Raw genomic sequence first — 21,152 nt, forward strand, 5'->3', positions numbered from 1 at the left:
CGCAACACTCACGCAATATAGTTAAGGGGGTTAAGTGTATGCAGCGCACCGGTTTGAATAACGCCCGGGTCAGGCAGGCCAACAAATCAATTTTTCTCTCCCATCTCTGGCGGGAGAAACAGCTCAGTAAATCCCAGCTTTCCCAGCTCACCGGGCTCTCTATTCCGGCTGTGAGCAACATTCTTGCCGAACTGCTTAGCGAGGGATTGATCGGCCATTCCACGGAAAAAATGAGCAAGCGCGGCGTGAACAGCGGAAGCTACCAGATCCCCGAACACGGTGCCTGGACGCTATGCATGAACATCACGCCGACCAGCATTGAGTATCAGCTTGCCGATGCCCGACTGCTGGCGGTTGACGGCCACCAGCATTTGCCCATCGATGCCCCCACGCCGCAGGCCCTTCTGGAGGCCATCGTGGAATGCTGGCGACGTATACACCGCCGCTACCCGCAGCACAGCATCAATCTCGCGCTTGGCGTTCATGGGCAGGTTGATCCGGTAACAGGGGTGTCACAAACCATGCCCCAGGCGCGCTGGAAAACGCCGATTGAAATAAAGTATCTGCTGGAGGAACAGCTCGGCGTGCAGGTGCGGGTGGATAATGACTGCGTGATGCTGGCGCTGGCGGAGAAGTGGCAGCATCAGGGTATACAGCCGGATTTTTGCGTGATTAACGTCGATTACGGTATCGGCTCGTCATTTGTGATTAACGATCAGATTTATCGAGGAAGCCTCTACGGCAGCGGGCAGATAGGACACACGATTGTGAATCCTGACGGCAAGGCCTGCGACTGCGGGAGATACGGTTGCCTCGAAACCGTAGCGTCCCTCAGCGCGTTGAAAAAGCAGGCGCGGATGTGGCTCAAAACGCAGCCGGAAGCGCAGCGCTCTCCCGAGCAATTAACCACGGCATCGCTCATTGAAGCCTGGGAACAGGGAGACGTGCATATTCGCGCATGGGTTGATAGCGCGGCCAACGCCATTGGCTTAAGCCTTTATAATTTCTTAAATATTTTGAATATTAATCAAATCTGGCTATACGGACGCAGCTGCGCCTTTGGCGAACAATGGCTGGAAAGTATCGTTAAACAAACCGGCTTTAATCCCTTTGACCACGGCGATACGCCGCGAGCGCACGCCACTCAAATCGGCTTTGGCAAACTGACCCGCGCCCAGCAGCTGATGGGGATCGGTTATCTGTACGTGGAGGAACAGCTGCAAACGCTGCGTTAATCGTCAGCGGACGTGGCGGAGCGCAAATTTGTGTATTACGTTTAAATCACACGTCTCTCATAACGAGCTGATTATGAACACTCTACGCTACTTTGACTTTGGCTCCTCCCGCTCTCTGCTGCTGCTGATTGCGCGTATCGCGGTGGTGGTGCTGTTTATCCTTTTCGGCTATCCCAAGCTGCTCGGCTTTAGCGGCACGGTGCAGTACATGGCCTCCTCCGGCGCGCCGATGCCAACGCTTGCGGCCATCATTGCCATTATTATGGAAGTGCCGGCGGCCATTTTAATTGTGCTGGGCTTTTTCACCCGCCCGCTGGCGGTGATCTTTATTTTTTATACCCTCGGTACAGCGGTGATTGGCCATCACTACTGGGATATGACCGGCGATGCGGTTCTGCCGAACATGATTAACTTCTGGAAAAACATCAGTATTGCCGGTGCCTTCCTGCTGCTGGCGATAACCGGTCCCGGGGCGATTTCGCTCGACCGCCGCTAATCAACAGACGCAAAAAAGGCCGCATCAGCGGCCTTTTTGATGTCAACGCTAACGCTTACGCATAAACCGGGAAGCGTGCGCAGATATCCAGCACTTTACCCTTCACGCGCTCAATGACCGCTTCGTCATTGATGTTGTCCAGCACGTCGCACATCCAGCCGGCCAGCTCTTTCACTTCCGCTTCTTTAAAGCCGCGACGGGTGACCGCCGGAGAACCGATACGGATGCCGGAGGTCACAAACGGGCTCTTCGGATCGTTCGGCACGCTGTTTTTGTTGACGGTGATGTTGGCACGGCCCAGCGCAGCGTCCGCTTCTTTACCGGTCAGGTTTTTATCGACCAGATCCAGCAGGAACAGGTGGTTTTCAGTGCCGCCGGAAACCACTTTGTAGCCGCGGTTCAGGAACACTTCTACCATTGCCTTCGCGTTTTTCGCTACCTGCTGCTGGTAAACTTTGAACTCCGGCTCCATCGCTTCTTTCAGCGCAACGGCTTTCGCCGCGATAACGTGCATCAGCGGGCCGCCCTGGGCGCTCGGGAATACGGCAGAGTTCAGTTTTTTGTACAGCTCTTCGCTGCCGCCTTTCGCCAGGATCAGGCCGCCGCGCGGACCGGCCAGGGTTTTGTGGGTAGTGGTGGTCACGACGTGAGCATGCGGAACCGGGTTCGGGTAAACGCCAGCGGCGATCAGACCGGCAACGTGGGCCATGTCGACGAACAGGTATGCGCCGATGCTGTCAGCGATTTCGCGCATTTTTGCCCAGTCAACCACGCCGGAATAAGCGGAGAAACCACCGATAATCATCTTCGGTTTATGTTCCTGAGCCTGCTTAGCCATGTCTTCATAGTCAATTTTACCGGACTCATCGATGCCGTAAGGAATGATGTTGTACAGTTTGCCGGAGAAGTTGACCGGGGAGCCGTGAGTCAGGTGACCACCCTGTGCCAGGTTCATACCCAGAACGGTATCGCCCGGCTGCAGCAGAGCGGTATAGACCGCGAAGTTCGCCTGGGAGCCGGAGTGCGGCTGCACGTTAGCGTAGTCAGCGCCGAACAGCTCTTTGGCGCGATCGATAGCCAGCTGCTCTACGATATCGACGTATTCACAGCCGCCGTAGTAGCGCTTGCCCGGATATCCTTCAGCGTATTTGTTGGTCAGCTGAGAGCCCTGCGCCTGCATAACGCGCGGGCTGGTGTAGTTTTCGGAGGCGATCAGTTCGATGTGCTCTTCCTGACGTACTTTTTCTTGCTCCATAGCCTGCCACAGTTCGGCATCATAATCGGCAATGTTCATTTCACGCTTTAACATCCGCATCTCCTGACTCAGCTAACAATAAAATTTCGGCCTAAAAAGGCGGTCCACCTGGACAACGGCCCACAGTATAACTGAATCATTCTGCGATAACAGGTCTTGACAAAGGATTTTACGCAAACGATTGGCTCCGCGTTACACAAGGCTTTGAGCAATAAAGCACCTTCGATTATCAACGGATTTCTTTTCAGGTTTGTGATGCAAATAATTCATGTTGTAACTGCCTTACGGCAAAGTGTTAAAGAACCATTTACAAAGCAGGGTTATTTTTATAAGATGTATTTTAAATGCATCATTAAGATAACCTATAAAGGAAGCTGCTATGCTCGACGCGCAAACCATCGCTACGGTGAAAGCCACCATCCCTCTGCTGGTTGAAACCGGTCCGAAACTGACCGCCCATTTTTACGACCGCATGTTTGCTCATAATCCCGAACTCAAAGAAATCTTTAATATGAGTAATCAGCGCAACGGCGACCAGCGCGAGGCGCTGTTCAACGCCATTGCCGCCTATGCCAGCAATCTTGAGAACCTGCCCGCCCTGCTGCCGGCGGTGGAAAAAATCGCCCAGAAGCACACCAGCTTCCAGATCCAGCCCGAGCAGTACAATATTGTCGGCACCCACCTGCTGGCCACCCTTGACGAGATGTTCAGCCCGGGTCAGGAAGTGCTGGATGCCTGGGGCAAGGCCTACGGCGTGCTGGCCAACGTCTTTATTAATCGTGAAGCGCAAATCTACAGCGAAAGCGCCAGTAAAACCGGCGGCTGGGAAGGCACACGCGCGTTCCGCATCGTCAGAAAAACGCCGCGCAGCGCGCTGATTACCAGCTTTGAGTTTGAGCCGGTCGACGGCGGCGCGGTCGCTGAATACCATCCGGGCCAGTACCTGGCGGTCTGGCTGAAGCCGGAAGGCTTTCCGCATCAGGAAATTCGTCAGTACTCTTTGACCCGCAAACCCGACGGCAAAGGCTATCGCATTGCGGTTAAGCGTGAAAACGGCGGCCAGGTTTCAAACTGGCTGCATGATTCTGCGAAAGAAGGCGACGTGATTTACCTGGCCGCGCCGGCCGGCGATTTTTTCCTCAACGTGGCGCCGGAAACGCCGGTCACGCTGCTCTCCGGCGGCGTCGGTCAGACGCCGATGCTGGCGATGCTGGACACGCTGGCAAAAGCACAGCATCCGGCGCAGGTGAACTGGTTCCACGCGGCAGAGAATGGCGACGTGCACGCCTTCGCGGAGGAAGTGAAAGCGCTGGGTGAAACCCTGCCGAAGTTTACTTCTCACGTCTGGTACCGCAGCCCGAGCGAAACGGACCGTGACGCCGGCGCGTTTGACAGCGAAGGTTTGATGGATTTAGCGGCCCTGGCCGACAAGATCGGCGACCCGCAGATGCAGTTCTATCTCTGCGGCCCGGTGGCGTTTATGCAGTTTGCCGCGAAGCAGCTGGTAGATCTGGGCGTGAGCAGCGGCAACATTCATTACGAGTGCTTCGGCCCGCACAAGGTGCTGTAAACAGAGCGATGGATGCAGGCGGCCCGGAAATTATCGGGCCGCCATTCGGTTTGTCAGCTTAAATCGCCGCGTCGTCTTCTTCGCCGGTGCGGATACGAATCACGCGCGCGACATCGAAAACAAAGATCTTACCGTCGCCGATTTTGCCGGTCTGCGCCGTACGGATAATGGTATCCACGCAGGTATCGACGATATCATCGGTGACAACGATTTCGATTTTCACTTTCGGCAGAAAATCGACCATATACTCCGCGCCGCGATACAGCTCGGTATGCCCCTTCTGGCGGCCAAAACCTTTCACTTCCGTTACCGTCATCCCGGTGATGCCGACTTCGGCCAGCGCTTCACGCACGTCATCCAGTTTGAAGGGTTTAATAATCGCATCAATCTTTTTCATGGTGTTCCTGTTTTAGTCGCGTAACCGGTTGCTAACCGTATCATAACTTGCGTCATCACGCGGAGCTACTCTTTAAAGTCGTTAGCGTCGAGCTCGTGGCGCGACAGCAGCTTATAAAATTCGGTGCGGTTGCGCCCCGCCATCCGCGCCGCATGCGTGACGTTGCCTTTAGTGATTTGCAGCAGCTTGCGCAGGTAATTGAGCTCAAACTGATTCCGCGCCTCAACAAAGGTCGGCAGCGCGGTGTTTTCCCCTTCCAGCGCCTGCTCCACCAGGGCGTCGCTAATGACCGGCGAAGAGGTTAGCGCCACGCACTGCTCAATCACGTTCACCAGCTGGCGCACGTTGCCCGGCCATTTTGCGGCCATCAGCCGCTTCATCGCATCGGTGGAGAACGCGCGAACAAAGGGTTTGTGGCGATCGGCGGACTGGCGCAGCAGATGGTTCGCCAGCAGCGGAATATCTTCCGTACGCTCGGCCAGCGGCGGGATTTTCAGATTCACCACGTTGAGACGATAAAACAGATCTTCGCGAAACTCGCCGCGCGCCATGGCCTTCGGCAGGTCGCGATGGGTCGCAGAAATAATCCGCACATCAATGTCGATATCGCGGTTGCTGCCCAGCGGGCGCACTTTACGCTCCTGCAGGACGCGCAGCAGTTTAACCTGCAGCGCCACCGGCATATCGCCGATTTCATCAAGAAACAGGGTCCCGCCTTCTGCGGCCTGGAATAGCCCCTCGCGATTGCTGACCGCGCCGGTAAAAGCGCCGCGGGCGTGGCCAAACAGCTCTGACTCCAGCAGCTGCTCGGGAAGCGCGCCGCAGTTAATGGCGACAAAAGGTTTATCGCGGCGCGGGCTGGCGTTATGAATTGCCTGGGCGACAATCTCCTTGCCGGTACCGCTCTGGCCGTTAATCAGTACGCTGACGTCCGACTGCGCCACCATCCCTGCCTGCTCCAGCAGACGCTCCATCAGCGGGCTGCGGGTCACAATCGCCTGGCGCCAGCGCTCATCGGTGGTGGGCGCGCTCTGCTCCAGCGCGTCATCAATCGCTTTATACAGAGCGTCTTTATCCACCGGCTTGGTGAGAAAGCTAAATACGCCCTGCTGGGTCGCGGCAACGGCGTCCGGAATGGAACCGTGCGCGGTGAGAATGATCACCGGCATTCCCGGCTGAACCTTCTGGATTTCGCTGAACAGCTGGAGGCCGTCCATCTCGTCCATCCGCAGGTCGCTGACTACCAGGTCGACTTTGTCACGGCTCAGGGTGCGCAGGGCCTCTGGCCCGCTCTCGGCGGTCAGTACGCTGTATCCTTCGCTGACAAGACGCATGCCCAGCAGCTTCAGCAGCCCCGGATCGTCGTCCACCAGCAGCAGGCGGGCGGGTTTACGGATCGTCATGAATCACCTCCGGGACCTTCTCGCCGCCGTGCCCGGCGTCCGGGCTGAAGTTCCCGCCGGGTTTACGGCTGGAGAGCTGGCGCTCGATGTCAGTGAGATTCTCCAGCTTGCGGGTCGTCAGTTCGAGCTGACTGCGAAGTTCAATTTCCTGCTGACGCAGCGTCTCCAGCTCCGCATCGCTTGACTGCTGCAATTTGGCGTAGCGGGAGCGTTCCTCAATCAGCTGAAGCTGCCGGCCCTGGGCATCGCGCCAGAGCTGATAAAGCGGGCGAACCTGGGCGGCGATTTGCGGGCTGAAGGCATCCAGACTGGCCACCAGATCGCGACGTTCGTTGGGCGTAATTTTGGCATCGGCCAGTAAAATGCCGCGTTTAAAGGCATCCTGCCAGCTGTTGGCATCGTGCTGCCGGGCTTCAGCCCGCGCCTGTACCGGAGCAAGGCGGTCCGCGCAGTCAATTCCCCGCAGCCAGTAAAGCGGGTTTTTATCACTGGCCTCGCTTTGCAGGCTCCAGATGTCGGCGCACTCCACCGAAAGAAAATCGGCGACCTGATGCTGCGGCAGCGCGGAGAGCGTTTTGCCATCCGCGGCGTGTGGTGATGTAGAGGCGGAACATCCCGCCAGCGCCAGGCAGGACATGCCTGACAGCAGCCATCCCCTGAGGGGACGGACAAGTGCGAAGAAGTGGGACATATTCACCCGATAGTTATACGTTATTTTGTCCAGACTCGGCGACGGGGAGCGTGATACGAAAACAGATTAGCCCTGATTTATCATCAACCAGGCTCAGCTCGCCCTGCATTTGCCGTACGCAGTCGCGGGCAATGCTCAGCCCCAGACCGCTGCCTTTTACCGCCCCTTTACGCTGGTGGCTTCCCTGATAAAAAGGCTCAAAAATCATGTTTCTCTCTGCGAGCGGGATCGGCTCGCCGTCGTTAATGACGTCAATGCGCACCTGCTCGCCGTGCCGATAGCTATGAATGCGAATGTTACCGGATTCAGCACCATAGTGCACCGCATTGGAGTAGAGATTATCCAGGACGCTCACCAGCAGAGCGGGCTCCGCTTCGCATAAACGCTCGCTGAGCAACAGTTCGGTATGCATCATTTTAGCTCTTGCCGGCAGGCTATGGGCAGAAACCACATTTTCCACCAGCTCGGCCAGGTTTACCGTCTCGCGCGCAATCGGGCCATCGGCCTGTTTACGGTTGTAATCCAGCAGCTGCTCGATCAGCTTTTGCAGGTTGCGGCTGCTGTTATCGAGAATTTCAACGATCTCCTGTTGCTCGGGCGTCAGCGGCCCGGCCACCCGGTCGGCAAGCAGCTCCGTCCCTTCGCGCATGCTGGCCAGCGGCGTTTTCAGCTCATGGGAAAGATGGCGCAGGAACTGATGACGCTGGGATTCCAGCCAGGCAAGGCGTTCGCTCAGCCAGATAATGCGTTTACCGACGGAGCGCAGCTCGCGCGGACCGGTAAACAGCGCGGCGTCGTCCAGCGACTTCCCCTCCCCCAGTCGGTTGATCATTCTCTCAATGCCCTTCACCGGGCCGATAATCATGCGGGTGAACAGCAGCACCAGCGCCAGGCTGAGCAGGAACAGCACCAGCGCCTGCCAGCCGAAGAACTGCCCGCGCTCGGCGATTTCCTGCTGCAGCTGCTGCCCGCGCGAATAGACCACCGTTCGGGTTGCCTGCACCATGTCGCTATTGGCCGAGGCAAACGCTTCCAGGCTGGCGGCTGACTTCGCCGCCGGACCGCTATTTTTACACTGTAGCTCGGCCAGATCGTCGAGATCCTGACGCAGCGCCTGCCAGATTTTCTCATCGGGCAGGACGCCCGCGTGAGCATCAAGCATTTCGCTGTAGCGTTGGCGCTGATTCTGGTAGACCCGCGCCAGCGTCGGATCGTCCAGCACGCAGTACTGACGGTAGCTACGTTCCATCTCCAGCGATGCGTTAATCATCGCTTCGCTGCGGCGGGCGTCGATAAGGGTAGTACGGTTGATATGCGCCGCCTGCGCGCTCAGCGCGTTGAGGCTTTGCCACGCCTGCCATGCCAGCACCAGCAGCGGCAGCAGGATCAGCACGAAGGATAGCGTGACCAGCTGGCGCAGCGAACGGGGGAAAAGGGAGAGTCGCTTCACGGATAGGGTCTCAATCATTAGCTCATGACGATGCTAACCGAGGACGCAATAAACATCTACGCCGGAAATAATAAAGCCAGGCTACAGGAGCCTGGCTTTATTAAGAAATGAGGCGGTGCCTTACTCGACGTTTCGCCCGATGACTGATAAAGCAGAGCTGTTATCAGGAGTTGGACGGCAGGCACCTGTTTGTGCGTCATTCGAAGTTTATGTAGCGCGTCCCGAAGGGGCTGACATAAGAAGGTGAATGAGCCACTGGTTATAATTATGCACGAACTATGCCACATCTCAAAACATTTTATTAACACAATGAAATATAATACCTTTTTACTATTCATGGACATGAATGATGATGGTCGGTTTATGCGCAAAGTGTCGCTGATTAGCAACACCGGATGAATGGTTTAGCAATGCTATTATAAATCAATATGTTAAGTGTCACCTTTTGACGACACCGCTATAGCGCGTTTGTCGGCGATCCCCGACACCTGCTGTCGATACGCCTCACCAATAAAAAAGCCCCCTGCGCGGGCAGGAGGCTTAATGCGATTTGTGAGCGGTTTTAGCCCAGCTGTTTACGCGCGTTGCGGAAAATACGCATCCACGGGCTGTCTTCGCCCCAGTTTTCCGGATGCCAGGAGTTCGACACGGTGCGGAACACGCGTTCCGGGTGCGGCATCATGATGGTCGCGCGCCCGCTTTCGCTGGTCACCGCGGTGATACCGTTCGGCGAACCGTTCGGGTTAGCCGGATAGTTTTCCGTCACCTTGCCGACGTTGTCGACGAAGCGCAGCGCCACCAGGCCTTTGCTTTCCAGCTGCGCCAGATGCGCGCCATCGCGGACTTCCACCTGTCCTTCACCGTGAGATACGGCAATCGGCATCATTGACCCCACCATCCCCTGCAGCAGCAGCGACGGGCTCTGGGTCACTTCAACCAGGCTGAAGCGCGCTTCAAAGCGGTCCGACTGGTTACGCACAAAGCGCGGCCACAGCTCGCTGCCCGGGATCAGCTCGCGCAGGTTAGACATCATCTGGCAGCCGTTGCATACGCCCAGCGCCAGGGTTTGCGGACGATGGAAGAAGGTGGCAAATTCGTCGCGAACCCGCTCATTGAACAGGATCGATTTCGCCCAGCCCTCACCCGCGCCTAAAACGTCACCGTAGGAGAAGCCGCCGCAGGCCACCAGCGCCTGGAAGTCAGCAAGACCGGTACGCCCCGCCAGCAGGTCGCTCATGTGCACATCGATGGCATCAAAGCCCGCGCGATGGAACGCCGCGGCCATTTCTACATGGGAGTTCACGCCCTGCTCGCGCAGCACCGCAACCTTCGGACGCGCGCCGGTGGCAATATAAGGCGCAGCGATATCCTCATTGATATCGAAGGAGAGCTTCACGTTAAGGCCCGGATCGGCATCGTTGGCTTTCGCCTCGTGCTCCTGGTCGGCGCACTCCGGGTTATCGCGCAGACGCTGCATTTGCCAGGTGGTTTCTGCCCACCACATGCGCAGCGTTGTGCGGCTTTCGCTGAATACCGGGTGACCGTCGGCCTCGATGATAAAGCGATCGCCCGTCGTGGCCTGGCCAAGATAGTGAACGCAATCCGCCAGACCATGAGCGGCCAGCAGCGCTTCCACCGCCTGGCGGTCGGCGGCACGAACCTGAATCACCCCGCCAAGCTCCTCGTTAAACAGCGCGGCCAGACGATCCTCGCCGAGCGCGGCGATATCAACCTTGACGCCGCAGTGGCCGGTAAAGGCCATCTCGGCCAGCGTGACCAGCAGGCCACCGTCAGACCGATCGTGCCACGCCAGCAGCTTACCTTCGGCCACCAGCGCCTGCATTGCGTCCCAGAAGCCTTTCAGCTGCGCGACATCGCGCACGTCGGCGGTCACATCGCCAAGCTGACGATAAACCTGCGCCAGCGCGGTCGCGCCCAGCGCATTGTTCCCCTTGCCTAAATCAATCAGCAGCAGGGCGTTGTCTTCGGTCACGAGCTGTGGGGTGACGGTACGGCGTACGTCTTCCACGCGGGCAAAGGCGGAAATCACCAGCGACAGCGGAGAAGTCATCTCGCGCTGTTCAGCGCCTTCCTGCCAGCGGGTTTTCATCGACATGGAGTCTTTACCCACCGGAATGGTCAGTCCCAGGGCCGGACAGAGCTCTTCGCCAACCGCTTTTACCGCTTCATATAAACCGGCGTCTTCGCCCGGGTGACCGGCTGCGGCCATCCAGTTTGCCGACAGCTTCACGCGATTGAGCGCGCCAATCTGCGTCGCCGCGATGTTGGTCAGCGCCTCGCCGACCGCCAGACGGGCGGAAGCGGCAAAGTCCAGCAGCGCCACCGGCGCGCGCTCGCCAATAGACATGGCTTCGCCATAGTAGCTGTCGAGACTGGCGGTGGTCACCGCGCAGTTAGCCACCGGGATCTGCCACGGACCCACCATCTGATCGCGCGCCACCATACCGGTGACGGTACGGTCGCCGATGGTGACGAGGAAGGTTTTCTCCGCCACGGTCGGCAGGTGCAGCACGCGATTCACCGCGTCGGCAATAGTGATTCCCTGGCGTTCCAGACTCTGGCCCTGGGCTTTGAGCGTCTGCACGTCGCGGGTCATTTTCGGCGTTTTGCCCAGCAGCACGTCAAGCGGCAGGTCGATCGGGCGATCGTCAAAGTGAGTATCGTCGAGGCTCAGATGCAGCGCTTCGGTCGCTTCGCCAATCACCGCATACGGCGCGCGTTCGCGGCGGCACAGCTCATCAAACAGCGGCAGCTGCTCCGGCGCGACCGCCAGCACATAACGTTCCTGCGATTCGTTACACCAGATCTCCAGCGGGCTCATGCCCGGCTCATCGCTGAGGATATCGCGCAGCTGGAATTTACCGCCGCGTCCGCCGTCGCTGACCAGTTCAGGCATCGCGTTCGACAGACCGCCGGCGCCGACGTCGTGGATAAACAGAATCGGGTTAGCGTCGCCCAGCTGCCAGCAGCGGTCTATAACTTCCTGGCAACGACGTTCCATTTCCGGGTTGTCGCGCTGTACGGAGGCGAAATCGAGATCGGCATCGGACTGGCCGGAAGCCATTGAAGAGGCCGCGCCGCCGCCAAGACCGATGTTCATCGCCGGACCGCCGAGAACAATCAGCTTCGCGCCGACGACGATCTCGCCCTTCTGCACGTGTTCGCCGCGAATGTTGCCGATACCGCCCGCCAGCATAATGGGCTTGTGATAGCCGCGCAGCTCTTCACCGTTGTGGCTGCTCACTTTCTCTTCATAGGTACGGAAGTAACCGTTGAGCGCCGGACGACCAAATTCGTTGTTAAACGCCGCGCCGCCCAGCGGGCCTTCGGTCATGATATCCAGCGCGGTGACGATACGCTCCGGCTTACCGAAATCCTCTTCCCACGGCTGCTCAAACCCCGGAATACGCAGGTTGGAAACCGAGAAGCCCACCAGACCCGCTTTCGGCTTCGCGCCGCGCCCGGTGGCGCCTTCATCGCGAATTTCGCCGCCGGAACCGGTCGCCGCGCCCGGCCACGGAGAGATCGCCGTCGGGTGGTTATGGGTTTCGACCTTCATCAGAATATGCGCGTCTTCCTGGTGGAAGTCGTAGCGGCCGGTTTCGTGGTCGGCGAAGTAGCGCCCCACGGCTGAACCTTCCATTACCGCGGCGTTGTCTTTATAAGCAGACAGCACGTAGTCCGGGGTTTTCTCGAAGGTGTTTTTGATCATTTTAAACAGCGACTTCGGCTGCTTTTCGCCATCAATGACCCAGTCGGCGTTAAAAATCTTGTGTCGGCAGTGCTCGGAGTTAGCCTGCGCGAACATATAGAGTTCGATATCGTTCGGGTTGCGCCCCAGCTTCTGGAAAGCATCCTGCAGATAGTCGATTTCATCATCCGCCAGCGCCAGCCCCAGACGGAGGTTGGCGTCAATCAGCGCCTGACGGCCCAGGCCCAGCAGATCAACGCTGGTGACCGGGGTTGGCTGATGGTGGGCGAAGAGTTTTTCACCCTCTTCCAGCGCGCCAAAGACGCTTTCCATCATGCGGTCATGCAGTTCGGCCGCCACCTGCGACCACTGTTCGTCATTCAGGCTGCTCGCTTCGACGTAATACGCCACGCCGCGCTCCAGGCGCAAAACCTGTGACAGGCCGCAGTTATGGGCGATGTCGGTAGCTTTAGAAGACCAGGGAGAGATGGTGCCGGGACGGGGGGTAACGAGCAGTAGCTTGCCGGTCGGGGTATGGCTGCTTAAGTTCGGGCCATACTTGAGCAATCTTGCCAGGCTCTCGCGATCGTCGCCGCTGAGCGGGGCGCTGAGGTCGGCAAAATGAACGTACTCGGCATAAAGGGTGCTGACCGGAAGGTTGGCCGCCTGGAAACGTGCCAGCAGTTTATTGATACGGAATGCCGACAGTGCAGGTGAACCACGCAAAATTTCCATCATAAGTCTCTCGTCTTCGAAGCTTTCATGGTGAGCCAGGGGGAAACGGGCGCCATTATAGTGAATCCTGCGCCCAGACGAAACCGTTTGCGTAGAAATAAAATGATTGCCGGGGTTTATCAATTAATGTGACTCATCTCGCGAATAAGTTGCCAACTGGCGCATTCTTAAGCAAAATGCCGCTCATTCCAGGACAACCTTTTACTTTTTCTGGTCATAATCTGCTGAGGAACGCGAAGCTGCAGAAGATTAACTATCTGAAAAAATTAAAGATTAATTATCTGCTCATCGGCATTGTGACCCTCCTGCTGGCGGCTGCCCTGTGGCCGTCTCTCCCGTGGATGGGAAAACCAGAAAACCGCGTGGCGGGGATCATGGCGCGCGGAGAACTGCGAATCAGCACCATTAATTCGCCGATGACCTTCGCGACCATCAATGACAAGACCTATGGTTTTGATTATGAGCTGGCGCAGCAGTTTGCCGACTACCTCGGCGTCGAGCTCAAAGTCACCGTCAGGCAGAATATCAGCCAGCTATTCGACGACCTCGATGAAGGCAAAGCCGACATGCTGGCAGCCGGGCTGGTCTACAACTCCGAGCGGGTGAAAAACTATCAGGTCGGGCCGACCTACTATTCCGTTTCGCAACAGCTGGTGTATCGCAAAGGCAACCTGCGTCCGCGCACCCTGGCAAACATCACCGCCGCGCAGCTGGCCATCGCTCCCGGACACGTGGCGATTAACGATCTCCAGGCATTGAAAAAGCAAAAATATCCCGACCTTGAGTGGCACGTGGACGATAAGCGCGGCACGACGGCGCTGATGCAGGCGGTTATCGATGGCAAACTCGACTATACCGTCGCTGATTCGGTCGCCGTCAGTCTGTTCCAGCGCGTCCACCCGGAGCTGGCCGTCGCCCTCGATATCAGCGACGAACAGCCGGTCACCTGGTTTAGCGAAAAAGGTGAGGATAATTCCCTGCCGGCGGCAATGCTCGATTTCTTCAATAACATTAACGAAGATGGCACCCTGGCGAGGCTGGAGGAGAAATACCTCGGCCACGGCAACGATTTTGACTACGTTGACACCCGCACCTTCCTGCGCGCCGTGGAGAGCGTCCTCCCTGACCTGCAGCCGATGTTTGAAAAATACGCCCGACAGATAGACTGGCGGCTGCTGGCGGCTATCTCATGGCAGGAATCGCACTGGGATCCGCAGGCCACCTCTCCGACGGGCGTTCGCGGGATAATGATGCTGACCCGCAATACGGCGCAAAGCCTGGGCCTGACCGATCGTACCGACGCCGAGCAAAGCCTCGACGGCGGCATGCGTTATTTACAGGACATGATGAATAAAGTGCCGGAGTCGGTCCCACAGGACGAGCGCATCTGGTTTGCGCTGGCGGCTTATAATATGGGCTACGCGCACATGCTTGACGCGATGGCGCTGACCAAAAAGCAGAAAGGCAACCCGAATAGCTGGGCGGATGTGAAGCAGCGTCTGCCGCTGCTAAGCCAGAAAAACTACTACAGCCGACTGAAGTACGGATTTGCACGCGGGCACGAAGCCTACGCCTACGTCGAAAATATCCGCAAATATCATATCAGCCTCGTGGGCTATCTCTCTGAAAAAGAGAAAAAAGACGCGCAGATGGCGGCCTTAGGTGAACACTATCCGGCGGTCATGCCGGATGAGCTGGATAAAGAAGAGCAGTACACCAGGTCCTTTTTTAACTTTCGCGCCGAAACGCTGGTCGATAACGCAAAATTAAAAATCCCCGGAATGGGGCATTAATCTTGCGCCTGTTGGCCAGCTCGCTTTAGCGCTTTTTTCTCTTCCCGCCGCCAGCGGAAGAAATCGCTCAGCATGCCGGAACAGGCCTCCGCCATAACACCTTCCGCTATTTCTACCCGATGGTTCATGCCCGGATGATGCAGCACATCAATCAGCGACCCGGCGGCGCCGGTTTTCGCATCCCTGGCGCCAAACACCAGCCGGGAAATACGGCTATGCACCATTGCGCCGGCGCACATCACGCAGGGCTCGAGAGTAACGTACAGCGTTGCGTCAATCAGGCGATAGTTTTGCAACACCAGCCCGCCCTGACGCAGCGCCATAATCTCGGCGTGCGCGGTGGGATCGTGGCGGCCGATGGGCCGGTTCCAGCCCTCGCCGATGACCTGATGATTATGCACCAGCACGGCGCCGACCGGCACCTCGCCCTCTTCCCAGGCGCGTTTGGCCAGCGTCAGGGCGTGACGCATCCAGTATTCATCATTTAATTCATGGTCAGACAAAGCGGGCACTCCTGCAGAAAAGCGGGGCGCATTATACATGGGCGCTATGTATTACACACTATTCTAACTGCTGAAGATCGCCCTGCGGCGTCACCCGCCAGCGGTGCTGGCAAAAAGAGAGCAGCGGGTTGTCCTGCTCGCTGTCGCTGTAGCCGCTATACAAGCGCAGCGGTGCGCCGATCTTTTGTTCCAGCTGCGTCACTTTTTCATTACCGAGACAGCGCAGGGTTAACCCCCAGCCGCCGTAGCGTCGCTCCATTCGGCTGGCGATCAGATTCACCCGCGGCAGCCAGGCGGTATCAAAATAGACCTGTTCAACCAGCGACTGCGGCGAACCGGTGATCAGCCAGACGTCAGCGTCCGTGCTGGTCAGATAATGTTTAAGCCGCGCCTGAACAACCGGGAATGCCGTGACGTGCTGGCGAAACCAGCGAACAAAATTGGCCTCCAGGCGTTTAAGCTGCTGCTCGCTGCGTCCGAAGGTTGATGCCCAGAGCAGCAGGCTCATCGGCCAGCGCGCGGCGCGACCGTATAACATCAGTCCGGCCGCGATAACCGGCAATAAAGGAAGCAGCAGCAGCGCGTTCAGCGGCTGATGGCGCAGGGCATAGCGCAAAAAGCTGCCGAACATATCCTGCTGATGCAAGGTTCCATCCAGATCAAAGAAAACCACTCTCCGCGTGCTGCTATTCAAAACCCACTCCCCTGAACGATCGCATGATAACCAATAGCTTAACAGCCTTACGTCGCCAACAGCGAAAACATACGCTGCTGTTGAATCCGTATTAAGAAAACGTCTTTGCCGAGAAATCTTAGGCACAGAATTTTTAATTCGCGATAATCCTCTTATAATCGAATACAAAATTCTTTCAGCCGAGGGTGAAGCTGTCCTCCGGAGCCGCTATGAACTGTTTGACCCGTATTCGCCAGCGCTATCCGACGTTGGCCGCAAGCGATAAAAAACTGGCCGATTTCATTCTGGCTCAACCGGATCAAACCCGCCACCTCAGCTCGCAGCAGCTGGCGGGCGAAGCCGGCGTCAGCCAGTCAAGCGTAGTGAAATTTGCGCAGAAGATGGGGTTCAAAGGCTTCCCGGCGTTAAAGCTGGCGTTGAGCGAAGCCCTGGCAAGCGCGCCGACTCCGCAATCCGTACCGGTGCATAACCAGATTCGCGGCGACGATCCCCTGCGCCTGGTTGGCGAAAAGCTGATTAAGGATAACGTCGCGGCCATGCACGCCTCGCTGGACGTCAACACCGAAGAGAAGCTGCTGGAAGCCGTCACGCTGTTGCGCCACGCCCGTCGGGTCATCATTACCGGCATCGGCGCGTCGGGCCTGGTGGCGAGAAACTTTAGCTGGAAGCTGATGAAAATCGGTATTAACGCGGTATCAGAACAGGATATGCACGCCCTGCTGGCGACGGTACAGGCGATGTCTCCGGACGATCTGCTGCTGGCCATCTCCTATTCCGGTGAACGACGCGAGATCAATATGGCGGCCGGTGAAGCGCTGCGGGTAGGAAGCCAGATCCTGGCGATCACCGGCTTTAACCCCAACGCGCTTCAGCAGCAGGCGACGCTGTGCCTGTACACCATTGCGGAAGAGCAGGCCACGCGTAGCGCCGCGATCTCCTCCACCAGCGCGCAAATGATGTTGACCGATCTTCTGTTTATGGGGCTGGTGCAGCAGGATCTTGAGCACGCTCCGGAGCGGATTCGCCATAGCGAAGCGCTGGTGAAAAAGCTGGTGTAACCCCGAGTGCCCTGCCCGCTGTCAAAAGCACACACTCTCTTATTGGCTCAGGCCGGGCAAAATTTCTCCGCTGCGGATGGTCGCACCGCGGTTGAAAAGAGCTGGCCCGGGCGAAAAATGGGCGTATAATGCCCGCCCTGTTTGTGTTGTTTCTGAGAATTTCCTGATGGCGCTGTTAATCACCAAAAAATGCATCAACTGCGATATGTGCGAGCCGGAGTGCCCGAATGAGGCGATATCCATGGGTGATAGCATTTATGAAATTAACAGCGATCGCTGCACCGAATGCGTTGGCCACTATGATACGCCGACCTGCCAGAAGGTGTGCCCGATCCCAAATACCATTCTGAAAGATCCGGCCCATAACGAAAATGAAGAGCAGCTGTGGGATAAGTTTGTCCTGCTGCACCACGCGGACAAACTGTGATATTGCCGGATGGCGGCGTTAACCGACCTCTCCGGCCTGTAACACTCTAGCTTTCGATAATCACCGTGGCGCAGGCATAGTGACGCTCGTCGGCCAGCGTCACGTGAATGCTGCTTACGCCCATGCGCTCGGCCAGACTCTTCGCTTCGCCCCACAATCGCAGCTTTGGCTTACCCAGCTCGTCGTTGTAAACCTCAAACTGATTAAACGCCAGCCCATTGCGGATGCCGGTACCAAGCGCCTTGGCCGCCGCTTCTTTAACGGCAAAACGCTTGGCCAGAAAACGGACCGGCTGCTGATGCTGTTCCCATATCGCCCACTCGCTATCGCTCAGGACGCGACGCGCCAGACGATCGCCGCTGCGGGCAATTACCGCTTCAATACGGGCAATTTCTACAATATCAGTACCCAGTCCGAGAATGGCCATCAGGCGCGCGCTTCCTGCATCAAGCGCTTCATTTCCGCCACCGCCTCTTTCAGGCCGCTCATCACCGCACGGCCAATAATCGCGTGGCCGATGTTCAGCTCGTGCATTTCCGGCAGCGCGGCAATGGCCTTCACGTTATGGTAGGTCAAACCGTGACCGGCATTAACCTTCAGCCCCAGGCTGGCGGCATAGGTCGCCGCTTTGGCAATACGCTCCAGCTCTTTTGCCTGCTCAGCGTCGGTTTGCGCATCAGCGTAGCATCCGGTGTGAATTTCGATATAAGGCGCGCCAACGTCCGCTGCCGCCTTAATTTGCGCGTTGTCCGCGTCAATAAACAGCGAAACCAGGATACCGGCATCGGCAAGGCGTTTACAGGCGTCGCGCATTTTGTCGATCTGGCCCGCCACGTCCAGTCCACCTTCGGTGGTCACTTCCTGACGTTTTTCCGGTACCAGGCAGCAAAAATGGGGCTGAGTCTCACAGGCAATCTTCAGCATCTCTTCCGTCACCGCCATCTCAAGGTTCATGCGGGTATCCAGCGTCTGGCGCAAAATACGGACATCGCGATCGGTAATATGGCGACGATCTTCGCGCAGATGGACGGTAATACCGTCAGCGCCGGCCTGCTCGGCGATAAAGGCCGCCTGTACCGGATCCGGATAAGCGGTACCGCGAGCGTTGCGTAATGTCGCAATGTGGTCAATATTGACCCCCAACAGTAATTCAGCCATGACAATCCTCGTTAATCGTTATTTGTTTTATCGGCTCGCGCTGCCCGCGCGGGCAAAAACTGACGAAAAAGCTCGCGACTTTTTAGCGGCTTCCCGCCCAGATAGGGCTTCAGGGCGATACGGGTGAAACGCTTTGCCGCGCGCAGCGCATCGCTGTCCGGAAATTCACGGCTCGCCAGCGCCTTAAGATGGTGCCCGGTAAAGGTGTTGTTATCAATAACCACGCTGGCGATAAAGCCTTTTTCTTCACGGTAGCGATAGGTCATTGCGTCGTCAACCGCTTCTCCGCTGCCGGCGCAGTGCAGGAAATCCACGCCATATCCCAGATGCCCCAGCAGCGCCAGTTCAAAACGCCGTAGCGCCGGTTCCGGCGAGCCGCTTGCGCCAGCCAGAGACTGGATACAGTGCAAATAATCGAAGAAGAGTTCGGAAAAGCGCGTTTCATGCTCAAGCACGCGAGAGAGAAGTTCGTTGACGTAAAGGCCGCTGTAGAGCGTGATACCGCTGAGAGGGAGCGCCAGCGAGACGGCTTCCGCGCTGCGCAGCGTTTTGACTTCGCCGCGCCCGCCAAAGCGAAGCAGTAAGGGAGTAAAAGGCTGAAGCGCGCCTTTGAGGTTCGAACGTTTGGAACGTGCGCCTTTAGCCACAAGGCGCACGCGGCCGGACTCTTCCGTGAAGACGTCCAGCATCAGGCTGGTTTCGCTCCAGGGACGGCTATGCAGTACGAAAGCGCGTTGCCAGCCTTCCATCATACTCGTCGTCTTTCAAGCCGCAGGTGCGTTGGCTGCGCCCACTCACCCCAGTCACTTACTGAAGTAAGCTTCCGGGGACTCGCGGTCTTGCCGCGTGACTCAGCCTCTGGCCTCGCTCCTTCGCAGCCAGCGCAAGCGCTGTTCAAAACACTTTGTGTTTTGTCCTGCACCTCGAAAGCCATAGAGTATCCAAACTTAGAGATCGTCGCCGTAACCGAGACTGCGCAGCGCGCGTTCGTCATCAGCCCAGCCGGACTTCACTTTCACCCACAGCTCGAGGTGAACCGGCGCTTCAAACATATCCTGCATGTCTTTACGCGCTTCGATACCGATGGTTTTGATTTTGGCCCCTTTGTTGCCAATCACCATCTTCTTCTGCCCTTCACGCTCAACCAGAATCAGACCGTTGATATCGTAGCCGCCGCGCTCGTTGGTTACAAAACGTTCGATTTCCACGGTAACGGAATACGGCAGTTCAGCGCCGAGGAAACGCATCAGCTTTTCACGAATGATCTCGGAAGCCATAAAGCGCTGAGAGCGGTCGGTGATGTAATCTTCCGGGAAGTGATGAATCGCTTCCGGCAGATGCTTACGCACGATACCGGCGATGGTATCAACGTTCAGCCCCGTTTCCGCGGAAATCGGCACGATATCAAGGAAGTTCATCTGGCTGCCAAGGAACTGCAGGTGCGGCAGAAGATCGGCTTTTTCCTGTACGTTATCGACTTTGTTGACCGCCAGAATCACCGGCGCTTTACCATCGCGCAGCTTGTTGAGCACCATCTCGTCGTCCGGCGTCCAGCGGGTACCTTCAACGACGAAAATAACCAGCTCTACGTCGCCAATGGAGCTGCTTGCCGCTTTGTTCATCAGGCGGTTAATCGCGCGTTTTTCTTCCATATGCAGGCCCGGGGTATCGACGTAGATCGCCTGATACGGGCCTTCAGTATGAATACCAACGATGCGGTGACGCGTCGTCTGCGCTTTTCGGGAAGTAATCGAGATCTTCTGCCCGAGCAGCTTGTTCAGCAATGTGGATTTGCCCACGTTTGGACGACCAACGATGGCAATAAATCCGCAGTAGTTCTTTTCTTCGCTCATTCCAGCTCCAGCTTTTTCAGCGCCTGTTCGGCGGCAGCCTGCTCCGCCTTGCGACGGCTAGAACCCGTGCCAACCACCGGTTCACTCAGGCCGCTAACCTGGCAGTGGATAGTAAATTCCTGATCGTGCGCTTCACCGCGAACCTGTACCACCAGGTAAGACGGCAGCGGCAGATGGCGCCCCTGCAGATACTCCTGCAAGCGCGTCTTCGGATCTTTTTGCTTGTCACCCGGGCTGATTTCATCCAGACGACTCTGGTACCAGGAGAGAATAAGGCGCTCAACGTTCTGAATATCGCTGTCGAGGAAAATCCCGCCGATTAACGCTTCAACGGTGTCCGCCAGTATAGATTCACGGCGAAAGCCCCCGCTTTTCAGTTCACCCGGCCCAAGACGCAGACATTCACCTAATTCGAACTCGCGGGCAATTTCTGCCAGCGTGTTGCCTCGTACCAGGGTCGCGCGCATGCGGCTCATATCGCCTTCGTCTACCCGAGGGAAACGATGATAGAGCGCGTTCGCGATCACAAAGCTCAATATTGAGTCGCCTAAAAATTCCAGGCGCTCATTATGTTTGCTGCTGGCACTGCGGTGAGTTAATGCCTGTTGCAACAGCTCCTGATGATGAAAAGTGTAGCCCAGCTTCCGTTGAAGCCGATTAATTACGATGGGGTTCATGCGTTACCAATAGATGAATGCGTCAAAAATGCAGCACACGAAACC

At 57.3% G+C, this 21,152-nt stretch carries 19 protein-coding genes; 6 read left to right on the forward strand and 13 right to left on the reverse strand.

Features of this window, described 5'->3' with window-relative positions:
• The first annotated feature begins 38 nt into the window (after positions 1–38).
• Positions 39–1,235 carry an ROK family transcriptional regulator gene (locus ABLU96_RS04095; RefSeq protein ID WP_009654343.1) on the forward strand — a complete coding sequence of 399 codons (1,197 nt, stop codon included), beginning with the start codon at positions 39–41 and terminating at the stop codon, positions 1,233–1,235.
• Between the two features lie 73 nt (positions 1,236–1,308).
• Positions 1,309–1,731: a DoxX family protein gene (locus ABLU96_RS04100; protein ID WP_025106587.1), complete on the forward strand. Its 423-nt coding sequence runs from the start codon at positions 1,309–1,311 to the stop codon at positions 1,729–1,731.
• Between the two features lie 55 nt (positions 1,732–1,786).
• On the opposite strand, the gene glyA is transcribed toward ABLU96_RS04100, so the two are convergent.
• On the reverse strand, positions 1,787–3,040 hold the full coding sequence (gene glyA / locus ABLU96_RS04105) for a serine hydroxymethyltransferase (protein WP_009654385.1): 1,254 nt from the start codon (positions 3,038–3,040) through the stop codon (positions 1,787–1,789).
• Between the two features lie 325 nt (positions 3,041–3,365).
• On the opposite strand from glyA, the gene hmpA reads away from it, so the two are divergent.
• On the forward strand, positions 3,366–4,556 hold the full coding sequence (gene hmpA, locus ABLU96_RS04110) for an NO-inducible flavohemoprotein (protein WP_057173012.1): 1,191 nt from the start codon (positions 3,366–3,368) through the stop codon (positions 4,554–4,556).
• Between the two features lie 58 nt (positions 4,557–4,614).
• Here the strand turns inward: hmpA and glnB are convergent, their stop codons facing one another.
• The 5 genes from glnB to purL form a co-directional block, all read right to left on the reverse strand.
• Positions 4,615–4,953 (reverse strand): nitrogen regulatory protein P-II, encoded by a 339-nt coding sequence (gene glnB, locus ABLU96_RS04115; RefSeq protein WP_002914032.1) that lies wholly within the window; start codon positions 4,951–4,953, stop codon positions 4,615–4,617.
• Positions 4,954–5,018: 65 nt separating this feature from the next.
• Entirely contained in the window at positions 5,019–6,356 is a 1,338-nt protein-coding gene (gene glrR, locus ABLU96_RS04120; RefSeq protein WP_014230390.1) for a two-component system response regulator GlrR, read from the reverse strand.
• Positions 6,343–7,047, reverse strand: a complete 705-nt coding sequence (gene qseG / locus ABLU96_RS04125; protein WP_032750903.1) for a two-component system QseEF-associated lipoprotein QseG — start codon at positions 7,045–7,047, stop codon at positions 6,343–6,345. Before qseG ends, glrR begins: the two co-directional genes overlap by 14 nt.
• A 13-nt stretch (positions 7,048–7,060) precedes the next feature.
• Entirely contained in the window at positions 7,061–8,497 is a 1,437-nt protein-coding gene (locus ABLU96_RS04130; protein WP_086074088.1) for a HAMP domain-containing sensor histidine kinase, read from the reverse strand.
• 562 nt (positions 8,498–9,059) lie between these two features.
• Positions 9,060–12,947 (reverse strand): phosphoribosylformylglycinamidine synthase, encoded by a 3,888-nt coding sequence (purL, locus tag ABLU96_RS04135; RefSeq protein WP_064404355.1) that lies wholly within the window; start codon positions 12,945–12,947, stop codon positions 9,060–9,062.
• A 173-nt stretch (positions 12,948–13,120) separates the two neighbouring features.
• Between purL and mltF the strand changes: the two genes are divergently transcribed.
• A complete protein-coding gene (gene mltF, locus ABLU96_RS04140; RefSeq protein ID WP_014839219.1) occupies positions 13,121–14,737 on the forward strand; it encodes a membrane-bound lytic murein transglycosylase MltF in 1,617 nt (538 codons plus the stop codon).
• Here the strand turns inward: mltF and tadA are convergent.
• A complete protein-coding gene (gene tadA, locus ABLU96_RS04145; RefSeq protein ID WP_014230397.1) occupies positions 14,734–15,240 on the reverse strand; it encodes a tRNA adenosine(34) deaminase TadA in 507 nt (168 codons plus the stop codon). The two genes, mltF and tadA, sit on opposite strands and share 4 nt — an antisense overlap.
• 58 nt (positions 15,241–15,298) lie before the next feature.
• Complete coding sequence (yfhb, locus tag ABLU96_RS04150) at positions 15,299–15,934, reverse strand: phosphatidylglycerophosphatase C (RefSeq protein ID WP_004853258.1); 636 nt, start codon at positions 15,932–15,934, stop codon at positions 15,299–15,301.
• Positions 15,935–16,143: 209 nt separating this feature from the next.
• Here yfhb and ABLU96_RS04155 point away from each other — a divergent pair, with 209 nt between their 5' ends.
• Together ABLU96_RS04155 and ABLU96_RS04160 are read left to right on the forward strand one after the other, a co-directional pair.
• Complete coding sequence (locus ABLU96_RS04155) at positions 16,144–16,992, forward strand: MurR/RpiR family transcriptional regulator (RefSeq protein ID WP_014230398.1); 849 nt, start codon at positions 16,144–16,146, stop codon at positions 16,990–16,992.
• A 166-nt stretch (positions 16,993–17,158) separates the two neighbouring features.
• Positions 17,159–17,419, forward strand: coding sequence for a YfhL family 4Fe-4S dicluster ferredoxin (locus tag ABLU96_RS04160; RefSeq protein WP_004114478.1), 261 nt, complete (start codon positions 17,159–17,161; stop codon positions 17,417–17,419).
• Between the two features lie 46 nt (positions 17,420–17,465).
• Here the strand turns inward: ABLU96_RS04160 and acpS are convergent, their stop codons facing one another.
• From acpS to rnc, 5 genes are all read right to left on the reverse strand, one after another.
• Complete coding sequence (acpS, locus tag ABLU96_RS04165) at positions 17,466–17,846, reverse strand: holo-ACP synthase (protein WP_014230399.1); 381 nt, start codon at positions 17,844–17,846, stop codon at positions 17,466–17,468.
• Complete coding sequence (gene pdxJ, locus ABLU96_RS04170; RefSeq protein WP_014839220.1) at positions 17,846–18,577, reverse strand: pyridoxine 5'-phosphate synthase; 732 nt, start codon at positions 18,575–18,577, stop codon at positions 17,846–17,848. Before pdxJ ends, acpS begins: the two co-directional genes overlap by 1 nt.
• An 11-nt stretch (positions 18,578–18,588) precedes the next feature.
• Positions 18,589–19,326, reverse strand: a complete 738-nt coding sequence (gene recO / locus ABLU96_RS04175) for a DNA repair protein RecO (RefSeq protein ID WP_004853269.1) — start codon at positions 19,324–19,326, stop codon at positions 18,589–18,591.
• Positions 19,327–19,524: 198 nt separating this feature from the next.
• On the reverse strand, positions 19,525–20,430 hold the full coding sequence (gene era / locus ABLU96_RS04180) for a GTPase Era (RefSeq protein WP_004104571.1): 906 nt from the start codon (positions 20,428–20,430) through the stop codon (positions 19,525–19,527).
• Positions 20,427–21,107 (reverse strand): ribonuclease III, encoded by a 681-nt coding sequence (rnc, locus tag ABLU96_RS04185; protein WP_004104573.1) that lies wholly within the window; start codon positions 21,105–21,107, stop codon positions 20,427–20,429. Before rnc ends, era begins: the two co-directional genes overlap by 4 nt.
• Positions 21,108–21,152 lie beyond the last annotated feature (45 nt).

Source organism: Klebsiella sp. CN_Kp106 (assembly GCF_040064575.1).
GTDB lineage: Bacteria > Pseudomonadota > Gammaproteobacteria > Enterobacterales > Enterobacteriaceae > Klebsiella > Klebsiella michiganensis.

Bases quoted from the DNA above. Each gene is read 5' to 3' on its own strand.
- ABLU96_RS04095 (WP_009654343.1), top strand. From the start codon at position 39: ATGCAGCGCACCGGTTTGAATAACGCCCGGGTCAGGCAGGCCAACAAA.
- ABLU96_RS04100 (WP_025106587.1), top strand. From the start codon at position 1,309: ATGAACACTCTACGCTACTTTGACTTTGGCTCCTCCCGCTCTCTGCTG.
- glyA (WP_009654385.1), bottom strand. From the start codon at position 3,040: ATGTTAAAGCGTGAAATGAACATTGCCGATTATGATGCCGAACTGTGG.
- hmpA (WP_057173012.1), top strand. From the start codon at position 3,366: ATGCTCGACGCGCAAACCATCGCTACGGTGAAAGCCACCATCCCTCTG.
- glnB (WP_002914032.1), bottom strand. From the start codon at position 4,953: ATGAAAAAGATTGATGCGATTATTAAACCCTTCAAACTGGATGACGTG.
- glrR (WP_014230390.1), bottom strand. From the start codon at position 6,356: ATGACGATCCGTAAACCCGCCCGCCTGCTGCTGGTGGACGACGATCCG.
- qseG (WP_032750903.1), bottom strand. From the start codon at position 7,047: ATGTCCCACTTCTTCGCACTTGTCCGTCCCCTCAGGGGATGGCTGCTG.
- purL (WP_064404355.1), bottom strand. From the start codon at position 12,947: ATGATGGAAATTTTGCGTGGTTCACCTGCACTGTCGGCATTCCGTATC.
- mltF (WP_014839219.1), top strand. From the start codon at position 13,121: ATGCCGCTCATTCCAGGACAACCTTTTACTTTTTCTGGTCATAATCTG.
- ABLU96_RS04155 (WP_014230398.1), top strand. From the start codon at position 16,144: ATGAACTGTTTGACCCGTATTCGCCAGCGCTATCCGACGTTGGCCGCA.
- ABLU96_RS04160 (WP_004114478.1), top strand. From the start codon at position 17,159: ATGGCGCTGTTAATCACCAAAAAATGCATCAACTGCGATATGTGCGAG.
- acpS (WP_014230399.1), bottom strand. From the start codon at position 17,846: ATGGCCATTCTCGGACTGGGTACTGATATTGTAGAAATTGCCCGTATT.
- pdxJ (WP_014839220.1), bottom strand. From the start codon at position 18,577: ATGGCTGAATTACTGTTGGGGGTCAATATTGACCACATTGCGACATTA.
- recO (WP_004853269.1), bottom strand. From the start codon at position 19,326: ATGGAAGGCTGGCAACGCGCTTTCGTACTGCATAGCCGTCCCTGGAGC.
- era (WP_004104571.1), bottom strand. From the start codon at position 20,430: ATGAGCGAAGAAAAGAACTACTGCGGATTTATTGCCATCGTTGGTCGT.
- rnc (WP_004104573.1), bottom strand. From the start codon at position 21,107: ATGAACCCCATCGTAATTAATCGGCTTCAACGGAAGCTGGGCTACACT.